Consider the following 15,011-nt stretch of genomic DNA (forward strand, 5'->3'; position numbering starts at 1 on the left):
CGTTATAGTTTATGTTCAACGAAATGGTACGGTCCAGTCCATTGATAGTTTTTAGTATTGATGGTGAGTGTATGCTTATCTTTTTTTGAGGAATTTTTATTGGAAAGGATAAAAAGTCCTGATGCTCCTTTCCCATTTTCTATGGTCACGGCGGTGTACATTTCAGAGTCAAAGACCACTTGTAACTTTTCAATGCTACTGCTGGCATTGACCGATAATTCTGTAACCGGATTATAGCTCCCGTGCGCTTCAATAGTGGAAACAAAAAGGGTGCTTTGCGTATTCTTTCTCCGCAACATAAAACTGGCATCCCTCCTCAGGTTGAATTGAGGATCCTTTGCCCCCAATCTGTTAAAAAACAGCTCATCCCCATCTGCCGTTATCGTTGTTAGGGTATAAAATCTGTTATGGCGCAACCATGATAGTTTGGTGTTGTCCGCAGTTGGCTTTCCCTTTCCTTCCACATACAAGTGCTGATACCCATTTTTGCTTCCAAGTGCTTCTAATTTTGCCGGCATTTCATATTTAAAATTGGCATGAATCAGTTGTCCCATAAAATGAAAGGGAAGGTCATATTGATGCTCTTTTTCAGCGTTCACTTTAAATATATCCAGTACAAAGGGTTTTTCAAAGGTTTCTTCTTGGATGAATGCTATTGTCCGTAGCATTTCTGTGTTGGTATAGGCATTAGTTTCTTTAGCACTCACTACTTGAAGGCCTTCATTGGCGGCATCAAAAAAGTGCAGTTCCGAATGGTGCTGACTCCCCTTTTCGTATTTCCCGTTAAAATGAGAGTTTTGATCAAGCACCAAAGTATTGTGGGCAATGGTCTGCTTCGCCCAACTCTTGTTCTCTTTTAAGTAATTGCCCCCTCCTTTTTGTTCAATATTCACAAATCGGGCCATGCCATAATCTTGCAGTACATCTTCCCCATGGTCATAGAGCATAAAGGATAGTTTATCATAATGACCGTGACTCAATCCCTGTGCGGTGTATTTAAACACAAGTTCTAAAGTATCTTCTCTTAAAATGGCAATGCCTCCTTGCGCTCCTTGAGGTCCATCAGCGTAATTAACCGATTCTTTTTTATATTTCTTCTTTTTTCCTGCCCTGATGTCAATGGCCACCGCCATACCCGAGTCATCCAAGGCTACTCGGTTTTGTGCATGGGCTATGCTCAATAATTCAGGGTTTTTAGTACCATACTGATAGGCGATATCCACAGCAGTAACCAATTCCCGAGAATGGTAAGACATCCCTTTTTGAGCATCGTTCACTGGGAAAAACTCCCCATCTTTATCAGTTAAATCGACCAATGTCCTTACTGATTTCAGCAATACACTGTCTTTATAGGCAAAGATGTTGAGTTCTGGTTTTACATTATGCAATCCCACCGCAAAAATCAAGAAAGGATACATGGCATATCTCTGGTAATAAGGACCTTCTGTATAATAACCATCTGGAGAGAAAGGCTCTTCTAAATTAGCCAGAAAGCCCGCTTTCCCTTCGGTTTTGATAAAGCCTCCATCATTGTCCTTAGCATCTGCCTTAAGTCCATCGTTGGGAATACCATAAAGGGCCCGTTCCACCAACTCCTCATCTCCCATGACCAAACCAATCATTCCAACAGCCGCATTTCCCCAGGTACTATGATTGTGCACGCGATTGTAGAATTGGGGGTTTTTTATAGAAATCCAATTCGCGAAGGGCTTAAATAAGTTTTTTTCCAACGCTCTGCGCTCTTTCTTTGAAAGCCAGTCATAGATGCAGTCATACGCCTGACTCATATAAACCAGCCAATTGGAATCGTTGAGGCATTGCCAGAACAACTTCCCCCTGGCATATGACCTTGGTTTGGGATGAATGGGCAAATCCTTGTAAATGGCTTCATATTGCAATAGCATCTCCTTTACATAAATGGCATATTTTTCCTCTTGTAGAATTTGAAAGAGAACACCTGCCTTTTGTGCTATAAAAAAATTGCGCTTATGCCGCTCATGGGTATATCCGCCCGAATAGTCCTTGGGAATTGGGATATCGATTCCCCATTCAATTTCGGCATCCACCTCCTCTTGTATGCTTTTTAAGGAGGCATCAAATAGCGGCATTTTACCTAACTCTGATCTAATTTTTTCGACACCCGATTTGGTTAAAATCAATTTAGGATGTGATTGTCCATTACAAAAACTACCCGCTACTAAAAATAATAGCACAACAACTGGATTCACACTTCTAGTCATGGGGTATTTCATATTTGTAAATTGGTTTACCAGATTGGTTTACCAAAAATAAGAATATTTATAAGACAAACAAATATTTCACCTAAAAAGGGACAACAAAATGTATGACACCACTAAGAAATTCAATATTTCCGGCTTACTCATTCCATTCTAAGCTCCATACTTTTTCCTGGCATCAATTCCTTTTTTGTTTTCTTTCCCCTCATATTGGTTATTGTCAATACAATGGGTGCCGTTCCAAGGGCATGAATTTGAAGCTGCATCTCATTTTGCGAGATAAAAACATCTGTTTCTTCAGAAAATTGAAGGTTCATTTTTTTGTGTTTTAATTCTTGAACCCTAAAAAAATAAAAACGATTCTCTTTCCTAAGACCAATAGGGGCATTACCGGATATTTCCCAATCCGCCTTGTTTATCCTCCAGCCGTTTGCGCTAAATTCATCCTCTGTTTCATCTATTCTATTTTGATATCCTTGATAGGGATAAATCACCGTGAGGAAACTAAATTCCTTTCGATTTCTTTTTGAGACCACGCTCCAATGCTTACCTCTTGCACCAGAATTGACCACGGTATCCAAAGGAATCAGTTGTAGAATATCATGTCCACTGGCATCTGCCGCTGTAGCCCTGATCAAGTTGGGGCCATTTTCCAAAGTATAGTGCCCTTGCCAGATTTGTTTGTATTCATGGGGTTCGCTTGCCGAAAAATTATCTTTTACGATCCAAAAATCATCTTTAACAAATATAACCTGTCTTGTATAGGCTACCCCAAGATTCTTGAAACCATCATGAGCTCCTACAAATAAGTCAAAATCATTGGTATTTTTCCATGCAATGACTTCTGGGTTGGGCAAATTCTTAAACTTTCCAAATCCACTTCCGCCCTTATTGGAGGTCCATGCTTTCCCTTGTACTTCATTATCGACCAGGGCAACATTTTTTACCTTGGAGTTTTTAAACAGTTCAAAATCTTTCAAGGAGTAACGTACTTGATAATTGGGCAGAATTGCATGTCCATTGGCCATTGCTTGAATACCCAACATATCCCCATGTTGATGGTCTGGTTTCTTCTCATCCAGGCCTGCACTGATAATCAACATTTTATCCTTGGGATCCCAGCCTTCCCGCATAATGTAATAGTGCGTGTCCATGAAGGCCAGAGAACCATAAGAAGGTTTTTCACCTTTAATATTTTGGAGTGTTTTTACTTGCGACTGATTTAGAAACCAATACATTCTAGCATCAACTTTATCGGCGGCAAAATAACCAAACCCAGGATCTTCAAAAAGCAAATACCCCAAGGTCATGGCCGCTGAGATATCATTTTTCTCCGCCCATGGAATATCGGTATCATCTTGTAATACCGGAGCACTTTTATCGGGATAGGCCACTTTAACAAGTGTGGCAAAGAGTTTTCTTAGTTGTACGGTCCAAGAATCGGCTACTTCAATATGATTTCTTTTGGCCAATTGGTACACATAGAAATAATTGTTGATATCACTCATGTGATAATGAATAGAGCGCTCAAACTGAAATCCATCTTCATTGATTTCCTTGTCGAGATGTTCCCCGAGTCGTGCCATTGCCCGATCGTACCACAAATCCGTACCTTGAAAGTCACGTAAAAGAATGGCAAGCATTGCCAATGCAGACATTCCTCTAGTTTGATGATTCCCTGATCTAAATGTATCATTGCGTTCATAGAGGTGCTGTCCATGTTGCAAAAGCGTAGCAATGGTGATGAGTTGGTCCTGACCCGAGTATTCCGGTTCATTCAGGATCATATTATGGATCCATAACCAATTGAGAATGCGATAGCCCGACCGAAACACTTCGTATACGCCATTACCATCTTCTATTTTTTCATATTGACCTGCTTCCAATGCCGCATTCAGGGAACGCATTTGATGCTCAAAGTAACGAATGTACTTTGGATCTCTTCCTTCGTTGAAGCCATGTAAAATAATATCGGCCATCTTGTGCTGCCTTGCCAAATGGCGCAAGGCATAGGCATTCACTTTTTCACCATTTAGATAGTTAAATGGCAGGACCCATGATGTAGAATCTGCATATTTCCCTAAATGATCTAAGGCCCGGTTTTTATGTCCCTCTTTATTCTGGTAAAGCCTGTTATATTCTAAAAAGCGTTGATCAAAGGTCCTATAATCATAAAAGAAGCGTTCCGCAAATTTATTCCTAAAATACTGGGCAAGTTGCACTTGGGTTATGGCTCCTTCCTCTGCTATAGCATTTTTTACCTCCTTATTCAAAAAATGCTGTAGCTCCCCAATTTTTAAGACTTTATCCGAAGGTATTTCCTGAGCTCCGGTGTAAAGAGAAAAGAAAAAAAATAATGATCCTAAGAATGTTTTCATTTTGCCTTAGCCTTAGTACAACAGTTTAAGTGGTAAGTTTTCTTGGACGATGAGCGCTCCTGAATTTTTTATTTCATTATTGGCATACGTATTATTTTTTGCCCCCCATAGACGAGCGACCAATTTTACAGGGTTGTCTTGAAATACATTTTCCGAAAGATGTACATTGATAATACCGTAGGTATTGAGTAAAATTCCATTTTCTTCCTGAGCGCCACATTGTGCAAAGGTGCTGTGGGTCACTATTAAATTACCCCCTACTGTAGATTCATCATATCCACCCCGATAATAATCAATCACATTTTTGTTGATATTTTCAAACTTACAATGTTCAACCCATAGGTTTTCTGCATTATACTCCCCGCGGTCATCGGTCTCTTCAGATAATTCCAGACCGTTGGTACAGTTCTTGATCAGCGTTGATTTGAATTTTATGTATTCAGAGAAGGAATACTTATACGCTTTTAATACATAATCAAAATCTGTTATTTCACTATCCAAAACCGTCAAATTATACCGGCTGGACATATTGGCTTTCAGCGGTGCAAAGGCATATTCACGCTTTGTTCCTTTTAGATGGATACCTTGGAGGGTCAACTCCCCTTTAGGGTGCATTTCGAATGCTGGAACTTTGGAGGCTCCCGTGAATTGAATAAGAACCTTCTCTGCACCATCGGCCGATCTTATCGTTAATTTCTTATCAATTTTCAAGGAAGATTCCAGCGCATAGCGCTCCGCAGTTAAAACAATCTCATCACCGTTTTCCGCTTCCTGAATTGCTTTTTCCAAGGAAGCAACCGTCTTTACGGAATGTATTTTGGACTCCTCTTTTTCGGTAGATTTCACAGGATACCAGTCCGGTCCATATTTCGATACATCAGCAAGATTAGGTTTCACGGCAGGTGTACCGGAAATTGCGCCGATACTATTGGTTGCCTTCCGGGAACTTCCAAAGATATCTGCTGTGATTTGTTCAAACTCAAAACCCTGATACACTTCAAAACTTGATACCTCATTTGATGGTATCAGAATATTATCCTCTAGTATTGAAAGTGTAAAGTCTTTTTGGCTAAATACTTCATCATGCTCAAAATCTCCTTTTTGGTTGTTGATGAAATTATTTTTAAAACTAATCCCGTCCAACGAATCATGGGCTATAATGGGGTATTGATCCTGTTCCTCATTGTAGATAAGATTATTGGCCACAATAGTGCGAATAGGCCTTTCTGAGCGAATTTCCGAAGCGGGAAGAACGTCCTTTTGATCTACATTGGATCCCACACCAAATTGCCAGGGCGAAGTGCAGTTGATCCAAGAATTGTGGGCCACTACCACATCCGTAACCTGTATATATCTATTTAATGGAGATTTGGGAATACCGTTCATCACAGCCAGAGGGCTTCTAAAAACTTTCCCTTTTAGGTTATAAAAATAGTTGTTGGTCACCCAATGTCCGGTACCGATCAACCGAATTCCCCCAATCTGTTCAGAGTGGGAATCCCCAATGAAATAATTGCCATCTACTATACAATAATTACCATGTCTGGTCACTAAAGAACCTTCACTCTTATAAAAGACATTATTTCTAAACTCATTGAAATTTGATTTGCTTGAAATCACTTCGACTTCCCCGTTACAGCGATCAAAAAAATTATCTGCTACAAGCGTATAGCTTGGCGCCATGGAGGTAAAACTATTGCCCAATTGAATGGTTTCCGCACTGGGCCCGCCTTTAGGGGGCCTTGGGCCAAAATAGTTGTTTGTGATTTTATGATAATTCTTAATGCTTTTATTTCCTTCCAGATCCACCCGGATGGTAGGGCCCCTATTCGATTTTCCGGCAATATAACAATGGTCCACTTCATTATGGCGCCCTTTTAATTGCACCCATAAATCGGTTTGGTTTCTTTGTGCTTTATTGTAATCCAAAATCACACAGTTGGTGACTCTAGCATGATTGGCAAGGCTATCTTTGTTGATGGCAAATTCGATAACTGCCCCTGAAGGAGATGCACCTTCCGTAAAATACAAACCACTAACCACCAAATATTCACCCCCGAGTTTTAAGTCGGACTTTCCCGTAATTCGCACTTTACCAGGAGTTTCAGCCCTTAAGCTAATAGGGTGTTTTTCATTTCCAAAACCTTTAAATCGGATTTCAACATCCTTCCAATCGCCATTGGCCATAACGATATCGTCCCCAGGACCTGCTTGTGCTATCGCCGCATTCAATGCAGCAATATCTTTGACGTAAATCTCAGAATCCACTGCATTTTCGCCACAAGAAAGGAGGAATAGCACTATACTTACTAGAAAGAAATTTTTTTTTATCATTTTTATTTTTTATCAAAATGCAAAAGAATACCCATTAATGAAATTTTCGATCACCTTAGGTTATCGGGAATTCAAAATACACATTTAAATACGGCTCAAAAAATAGCGCGAATGCCAAATGTTAGAATTTTCTGTCTCATCATCGATGAATAATTGCGCGATGCCCCTCTAATTTTAGGTTTTAAAAACCCGATGAGTCAAGTTCATCGGGTCTTCGTATTATTGATATCCTGACTTATTCCTCCGTAACCACGGCTTGAAAAGAATTATTGGCATAAGGAGAATTCATCACTATAGGAGCAACTCCATCCGGATCAAGGGATTCTCCAGTGGCATATCCCTCAAAGTTATCTTCAAATACCAGTACGCCCATTCCCGAAGAAGTATCGTAAACGCGTAATTCATCGATAAAGAATCCGGCACCGGAGGCATCTAAGTCCCCATTACCCCCCAATCTAAACTGAACCGTTTGGACTCCATCGGCAATAGCAGTAGCATCTTGCCCTGCAGATTCAAAGGGAGCGGCAGTAACTGCTTGTCCGTCAATGGTGACGCTTACCAGTGGGGCTCCGGCACCCGAAGCATCCCAAGTGATATCGACCATTACAAATTCATCATTCATAAAAGCAGGGAAATTTGGCATGGTCACATTATCCCCAGACTCCGTAAATTCATAACCATTGGCATCATCGATTCTAAAATCAATCATGGCATTTCTACGTGTCGTTGAGGAGCCCGATAGATTCACAAAAGCATCCAAACTTGTGGCTTCTTTACGTATTACCGCCGTCATTCTTCCAACAGCAATAGTATTATCCAAATTTAACCGTAGCTCTCCAGTATCGCCTCCGTCCGTATCTGTAATCAGAGCCAATTGATTCCCAGGAGTACCTGGTCCTCCAACCGCCCCGGCTTCTTCATTGACCACAACTTGGAAGGAATTATCCCTGTAAGGAGTAGCATTGGGATCGGCAGCTTCATCCGGATCCAAGGAATCTCCAACAGTATAGCTTTCATAATCGTCTTCAAAAACAAGTGTTGGAGTACCAGAGGTCATATCATATACATTGAGGTTATCGATCCAAAACCCTGCACCAGTAGCATCCAAATCACCATTACCCCCTAATCTAAATTGAACCGTTTGGACTCCATCGGCAATAGCAGTAGCATCTTGTCCTGCAGATTCAAAGGGAGCAGCAGTTGCTGCTTGGCCATCAATGGTAACGGTTACCAAAGGGGCCCCGGCACCCGAAGCATCCCAGGTGATATCTACCATTACAAATTCATCATTCATAAAAGTAGGGAAGTTAGGTGTGGCCACATTATCTCCAGATTCTGTAAATTCGAAACCATTGGCATCATCGATTCGAATATCGATCATGGCATTCCTTCGTGTTGTCGAAGAGCCTGAAAGGTTCACAAAGGCATCCAAGTCCGATGCTTCCTTGCGTATCACAGCCGTCATTCTTCCAACGGCAATGGTATTATCTAAATTTAATCGCAATTCACCGGTATCACCACCATCCGTATCTGTGATAAATGCAAATTGGTTGCCCGCTGTTCCTGGGCCGTTCATCCCCCCTGTAGGTGCTGTAACCGAAACTGTTTGTGTTATGCTTGAAGTAGTTTCCCCATTTACCTCATCAAAAGTAATGGTCAAAGTAACCTCAAAATTACCAGCGGCAGCATAAATATAAGTTGGATTCTGATCGGTTGAAGTTCCCATTTGGTCTCCAAAATCCCAGGCATAAGCCGTAATATTTCCACTATTAGCCGAAGATGCATCCGTAAACGTTGCCATTAAGTCCATGGTTTCAACGCTAAAATCGGCAGATGGCGCTACAGCTGCTGCTTCTACGGTGATCTCAGCAGTAACCGTATCCGTATCATCCGTAGCACTGGATACGGTTAAAGAAACCGTATAAGTACCTGCTTCACTGTACGTATGGGTCGGATTCTCATCGGTAGACGTATTATTATCCCCAAAATCCCAGGCATGGGATACCGCGTTCACCGAAGTATTGATAAAGGTCACATCCAAGAAATCCGTTTCACTGGTAAAGGATGCAGATGGATTGATCCGTTCCCTGTCCACCGTAATTTCCGAGGAAAAGGTTTCTTCTTGCCCTCCATCTCCTCTTGAGGTCAAGGTAATGGTATAGGTACCGCCTACCTCATAGGTGTAACTTGGAGCAACTTCTATTGAGGTATCGTCATCGGTACCCTCCACACCAAAATCCCATGCATAGGTCCTCGCATTGGTGGATGTATTGGTGGTAGAAACTTCCAGAAACATGGAAGAGGTATCAAAACTTACTGAAAGTGGTGCAATATCATCTCTGCTCTGATCTGCCCTGAGTCCTTCTTCTTCATTATCGCAAGAAGAAAAAAAAGTGCCCAATAGCATCATCACAAAGAACCATCGGCCTGTCCGTATTACTGTATTTTTCATAATCTCGTACGCTTTAAAAAGTATTGTATTTTGGTTTACTAGATTGGTTTACTAAATTGGTTAACCAATTTTACAATTGTAAATATATACTTTTATTGCAAAAAAAACAGTGTTTTTTACAAAAAACGATGGATTTCTTTTTGAATGTGCAAATAATGTCTATTTAATCATCTTGACTAGGAGGTCTTCAATGAAAACTCAAAGTGTAAAATCATAGTGATAAACAAAATAATGCTAGTTTGGGTGCATTTTGAAGCGGGTGCCGTGGCTTAGTCCCAAGAACACTATCAGTCCTTGGCTACCTATATAAAAAGTACAAGTTTTGATGTAACAATTGATTAGGAGACCAAACATTTAATGGGAATGATTCCTAATATAGACCTATTATATACCTGGGCGCACCCTGCCTAGAGTAGTTTATACCCAAACCAGAGTCCTAATTAATATTTTTAGCTCAATCACTAAAGACTTTATGCTGAATAGTCAATTAAAATCTACAATAAATACCTGTATGATATAAAAAATAGACTCTTAATAAATTATCGTTAATTTTTTAACAGATTTTTTTTCAAATCACTTTTGTTTAACAAAAAGATAACATATATTTGGTAATCCAAACTGGTTAACCAGTTTGGATTACCAATAAAAACTAAACGAAAAATTATGAAAACTTAAAGAAAAAAAGGATAGGTGCTGACCTATCCTTATTAAAACAATACTTCATTTAGGAGGGAAGTAATTGTTAGAAAACATGTATTTGTTACACATTCTTATTTCAAAAATATAAAATTCATTTGAAGTTTTCCGAGTAATGTTCAAATACATATACTGATACCGATTATTTTACAATTTATCAGTACACAAAGACTAACTACTTTAAATTAACTAGAAAACAAATGAACTTAAAAAAAACTTTAACACTGGTTACGATACTTTTTAGCAGTATTCAGCTTTTTGCACAAGACCTAACCGTGACAGGAACTGTTACCGATCAGAACAATGCGCCCATAGCAGGTGCAAATGTCCTAGTGGTTAACACCACTAGAGGAACTCAAACTGATTTTGATGGGAATTATTCCATCAATGTCTCAAGTGGTGAAGAATTGCGCTTCTCTTATGTTGGATTTGCCGCACAAACAGTAACAATCACCACACAAACAACTGTCAATATTACGCTATTGGAAGATACTTCGCAACTTGAAGAAGTGGTGGTTATAGGTTACGGTTCTCAAAAGAAATCCGACCTTACAGGATCCGTAGCTTCAGTTAAGAGTGAAGAATTAAATGCATTTCCAGTTTTGAACGCTCAACAAGCGCTGCAGGGCAGGGCAGCTGGTGTTGAAGTGCAAACCAACAATGGTGGGGAGCCCGGAGCGCCCATTGCCATTCGAATACGGGGAAATGGCTCTATTTTAGCTAGCAGCACACCATTGATTGTCGTGGATGGTTTTGTAGGAGCGCCTTTTCCTCAAGCAAACGACATCGCCTCCATTGAAGTCTTAAAAGATGCATCATCGACTGCAATTTATGGTTCACAGGGCTCTAATGGAGTAGTACTGATAACCACAAAAAAAGGGGCGAAAGGAAAGTTAAATGTGGAAATCAACTCTACCTATGCAGTACAAAACACAGCTAACAGTTTAGATTTACTTAATGCTAGTGAGTTCGCCGACTACCAAAATCAAGTCAGGCAAAATGTGGCTATTACCAATGGATCTACTGCAGTGCCCTACGTTCAGGGTGATGCGGATACGGATTGGCAAGATTTGCTTTATAGGTCGGGGTTCACCACCAATCATCAACTTTCCTTTTCTGGGGGATCGGAAAATATTAATTTCTATGCCTCTGCCAATTATTTTGATCAAGGGGGAATTGTAGTAAACTCAGATTTTGAACGGCTTACGTTTGTGTCAAATGTCGACGCAAATATTTCAGAGAAGTTCAAGATCGGAGTTAATCTATTTGGAAGCATAAGTACCCAAAACTCAGTAGCATCACAGTCCGATGGATCTGTAACCGTGGGTAGTGATGACGCCATATCGTTAGCCGCTAGGTTCGCTCCCGATAGAGGCATATTTAATCCCGATGGTTCATTTACGATAAATGATGCCATAGGTGATCCTGTAGATAACCCTTTTGCCGTTGCCACCGAAAGAGTAGATGAAACCGAAGAGGATAATTTTAGGGCAAACTTGTTTGCTGAATATGAAATTGTCAAAGGATTAACATTTAAAACCACATTTGGTCTTAGTTCCCAAAATGTAACCAATGGACAGTTTCAGCCTTCTACACTGATTATTACTGCTGCTGCAGATAACGGAAGGGCTTCTATATCGAATGTAAGAAGGGAGAGCGTGTTAACTGAAAGTTATTTGACCTATAATACCGAAATAGGCAAGGGAAATTTGACCTTGCTCGGGGGATATTCCTATCAAAAAAGGACCAACGAAGGTTTTTCTGCCGCAGGTACTGATTTTATTTCTGATGATTTCTCATTTCGCGCCTTAGGATCTGCTCTCGGTCTGTTACAGCCAACTTCTTTCTTATCTGAAGTTGAGATTGAGTCCCAGTTTGGAAGAGTTAATTTTGATTGGGATGACAAGTACTTAATTACAGGAACAGTGAGAAGGGATGGATCCTCTAATTTTGCGGCTAACAATAAATTTGCTGTTTTTCCTTCCGTTGCTTTGGGTTGGAGAATATCCAATGAAGATTTTTTAAAGGAAAGCAAGTCCATCTCAAACCTTAAACTCAGAGCTAGTTACGGAGTGGTTGGTAATCCCTCAATTTCACCATTTCAATCCTTGGCTACATTTAGAACTTTGTTTGCCTCAAGTGGCGGAGAAACTGTTTCCGCAATTACACCGGATCGTCCTGCAAATCCAGATTTGAGGTGGGAATCTTCTTTTCAAACCAACGTGGGATTGGATTTGGGTCTATTCAGCAATAAGGTTTCGTTAACCTTGGACTATTATAATACAAATACAAGAGATCTTATTTTCATAAATAATGCCTTGCTGGATGCCCTTGGTTTTGCAAACCCTACTCCATTCACTAACGCTGGCGAAATAAACAATAGTGGTTTTGAAGTGGGGATTAATACCGTAAATATTTCCAAAGGGGATTTTACCTGGAGTACGGATTTTAATATTTCATTTAATAGAAGCGAAGCGGTAAGTTTGCTAGAGGGTCTCGATATATTTCTTAACGCAGCACCTAGTTATTTTAGTACTTCTGACAATGTAATTGTCCGAGAAGGCGAACAAGTAGGGTTGTTTTGGGGTCTTGATTATCGCGGGGTCTACCAAGGAGGAGACTTTCCTGCAGGTACTGCAGCTTTTCCCAATGCCGTGGCAGGGGATCCATTATTTGCCGATGTGGATGGTGATGGCGCAATTGCAAATGCTGATAGGACTATTATAGGCAATCCAAACCCAGATTTTACCTTTGGTCTAAACAATACTTTAAGCTATAAGAACTTTGACTTAAATATCTTTTTTCAAGGGTCACAGGGTAATGATATCTTTAATTTAACAGATGTCCAATTAAATAACGGAGATTCCAATACCACTAGGAGCTATTTTAATAACGCTTGGACGCCATCAAACACCAATACTAATCAACCAAGGGTTGGTAATAATAGTGCCAGGGAAATTTCTTCTCGTTTTGTGGAGAATGGCAGTTATATCAGGCTTAAAAACTTAGCCATAGGTTATACGTTACCTTCAACTGTTACCAAAAAATTAGGTGTGCAAAGTCTTAGGTTGGCAATAAGTGGTCAGAATTTATTGACTTTTACCAATTATTCTGGGTTGGATCCAGAAGCCAATTTCTTTGGATCGAACGGTACCAATAATCAATCTTCTAATGTGATTAGAGGATTCGATTTTGGTAATTACCCAACACTTCAGGCAGTGAATTTTAGTGTTAACTTAAAATTTTAACACAAAAAATATAGATATAGATTTAAATTAGTAAAAAAATGTAAATATGAAAACTTCAAAATTATTTTTAATCTTTTTTGGATTAGCTCTTTTTAGCTGCTCCGATTTGGAAGAAGAACCTGTAGGTATTTTGGCCCCTGAAGGTTTTTTTAATTCTGTGGCCTCAATCCAAACTGCCGTTAACGGTTCCATGACCCATGCCATTAACGAAGAATGGTGGGGCAGAAAACTTTCCATTGCCCTAATGTTGCGTTCTGACATGGTAAATTTGCAATCATCGCAAACCCGGAGGGTAGAAATGGATCAATTAACCACTACTGATGATAACGAAATGGTTTTTGATCCCTGGGAGCGTGGATTCTCTGGAATAGCGGCGGCAAACTTGGCCATTGATGGTGCCACTTTGGTAGATGCCCCTGACGAAGAAAAGAATCCTGTAGTGGCCCAGGCATACTTCATGAGAGCATATTACTATTTTCACTTTGTAAGGTTACATGGTGACATACCTTATTTTGACGAAACAAATTTTCAAGATGTCGATGGAGCCCTTGAAATGTCGAGTACCCCAGCCGCCCAAGTGTATGAGAATATTTTGGCAGATTTAGAATTTGCTAAGACATGGTTACCCGATACCCAAACATCGCGCGCGGTGCCTTCTAAAGCTGCTGCAAGTGCCTATATTGCTTTGGTGAATTTGACCTTGGGCAATTGGCAGGACGCTTTTAACGAGGCTACTGAAATCATTAATAATGCTGGAAATTATGGTTTGGCGTTGGATTCCGATTTCCAAAACTTGTTTAATGCAGAGGTAATTGATAATTCACCGGAGCCCATTTTTAGTCTGGATTATAATAATTTCGAAGCACCTGACAATGCCTATGACCAAATAGCACCTATGACAGGAATTCGTGGTGATGATAGAAATCAAGGTGGTGGTTGGTCTGTTGCCGTACCCACCCTAGCTGTTTACGAAAGTTTTGAACCCGGCGATTATAGAAGGACAGTGAGTTTTGATGAAGAAGCTAGTATTGGTGGAGCCTTAGTTCCTTTCACAAATTTCACGATTAGTGGCCATGAGCATGCAGGTAATATGCCATATATTGCTAAATATACGCGCTTCCCAGGCCCTTTTGATCGAGGTAACGCTAGAGCTACAAGTCATAATGTATCTATGATTCGCTACGCAGAAGTGCTTTTGATTGCGGCTGAGGCGGCGGTTGAGTTGGGTGATAATGCATCTGCACTTAACTATATCAATCAAATAAGAGCTCGCGCACGCGCAGGTGGTAGTACAAAAACAGGTGCTGATGTATCTGTTACTATCCCACCGAGTGCCGTTCCTGCTGATTTAACAGGTACAGTCACCATTGCTGATGTAATGGAAGAACGTCGCATTGAATTGGCTTTTGAAGGTAAAAGATGGTATGATATTGCTAGGAGAAGAATGGGTAATGAAGTATATTCTGCCACTGGCTTAGAAGGTGAAAAGGCGAACTTTAGTGATGTAGATTATTTAATTCCCATCCCTTTTGATGAAATACAGCGAAATCCAAATTTATCACAAAACCCGTTCTAACCGAAATTAAATCCGAAGAATTCAATCTTCGACAAAGAAGATAATAATGAATGGAATTTCCCTTGCTACACGTAATAGCAAGGGTTTTTT

6 protein-coding genes are annotated in these 15,011 nt (G+C 40.2%); 2 read left to right on the forward strand and 4 right to left on the reverse strand.

From position 1 onward, the window contains the following. Window positions 1-2: 2 nt before the first annotated feature. The 4 genes from ACEXOE_RS16555 to ACEXOE_RS16570 all read right to left on the reverse strand — a co-directional run bounded on the left by ACEXOE_RS16555 (window position 3) and on the right by ACEXOE_RS16570 (window position 9,401). Complete coding sequence (locus ACEXOE_RS16555; RefSeq protein ID WP_394749954.1) at window positions 3-2,252, reverse strand: alginate lyase family protein; 2,250 nt, start codon at window positions 2,250-2,252, stop codon at window positions 3-5. A gap of 128 nt (window positions 2,253-2,380) precedes the next feature. After that, window positions 2,381-4,615: a heparinase II/III family protein gene (locus ACEXOE_RS16560; RefSeq protein WP_394749955.1), complete on the reverse strand. Its 2,235-nt coding sequence runs from the start codon at window positions 4,613-4,615 to the stop codon at window positions 2,381-2,383. A 12-nt stretch (window positions 4,616-4,627) separates the two neighbouring features. Beyond that, on the reverse strand, window positions 4,628-6,949 hold the full coding sequence (locus ACEXOE_RS16565; RefSeq protein ID WP_394749956.1) for a chondroitinase-B domain-containing protein: 2,322 nt from the start codon (window positions 6,947-6,949) through the stop codon (window positions 4,628-4,630). A 235-nt stretch (window positions 6,950-7,184) separates the two neighbouring features. Then, entirely contained in the window at window positions 7,185-9,401 is a 2,217-nt protein-coding gene (locus ACEXOE_RS16570; RefSeq protein WP_394749957.1) for a PKD domain-containing protein, read from the reverse strand. Between the two features lie 896 nt (window positions 9,402-10,297). On the opposite strand from ACEXOE_RS16570, the gene ACEXOE_RS16575 reads away from it, so the two are divergent. Beyond that, a complete protein-coding gene (locus tag ACEXOE_RS16575) occupies window positions 10,298-13,345 on the forward strand; it encodes a SusC/RagA family TonB-linked outer membrane protein (RefSeq protein ID WP_394749958.1) in 3,048 nt (1,015 codons plus the stop codon). 46 nt (window positions 13,346-13,391) lie between these two features. Next, on the forward strand, window positions 13,392-14,921 hold the full coding sequence (locus ACEXOE_RS16580) for a RagB/SusD family nutrient uptake outer membrane protein (protein ID WP_394749959.1): 1,530 nt from the start codon (window positions 13,392-13,394) through the stop codon (window positions 14,919-14,921). The last annotated feature ends 90 nt before the right edge of the window (window positions 14,922-15,011 follow it).

The sequence above is a fragment of the Spongiimicrobium salis genome (assembly GCF_043678055.1).
GTDB lineage: Bacteria > Bacteroidota > Bacteroidia > Flavobacteriales > Flavobacteriaceae > Spongiimicrobium > Spongiimicrobium salis.

What these genes read in the sequence shown, in the direction of transcription:
- ACEXOE_RS16555 (WP_394749954.1), bottom strand. Translation starts at nt 2,252, where the DNA reads ATGAAATACCCCATGACTAGAAGTGTGAATCCAGTTGTTGTGCTATTA.
- ACEXOE_RS16560 (WP_394749955.1), bottom strand. Translation starts at nt 4,615, where the DNA reads ATGAAAACATTCTTAGGATCATTATTTTTTTTCTTTTCTCTTTACACC.
- ACEXOE_RS16565 (WP_394749956.1), bottom strand. Translation starts at nt 6,949, where the DNA reads ATGATAAAAAAAAATTTCTTTCTAGTAAGTATAGTGCTATTCCTCCTT.
- ACEXOE_RS16570 (WP_394749957.1), bottom strand. Translation starts at nt 9,401, where the DNA reads ATGAAAAATACAGTAATACGGACAGGCCGATGGTTCTTTGTGATGATG.
- ACEXOE_RS16575 (WP_394749958.1), top strand. Translation starts at nt 10,298, where the DNA reads ATGAACTTAAAAAAAACTTTAACACTGGTTACGATACTTTTTAGCAGT.
- ACEXOE_RS16580 (WP_394749959.1), top strand. Translation starts at nt 13,392, where the DNA reads ATGAAAACTTCAAAATTATTTTTAATCTTTTTTGGATTAGCTCTTTTT.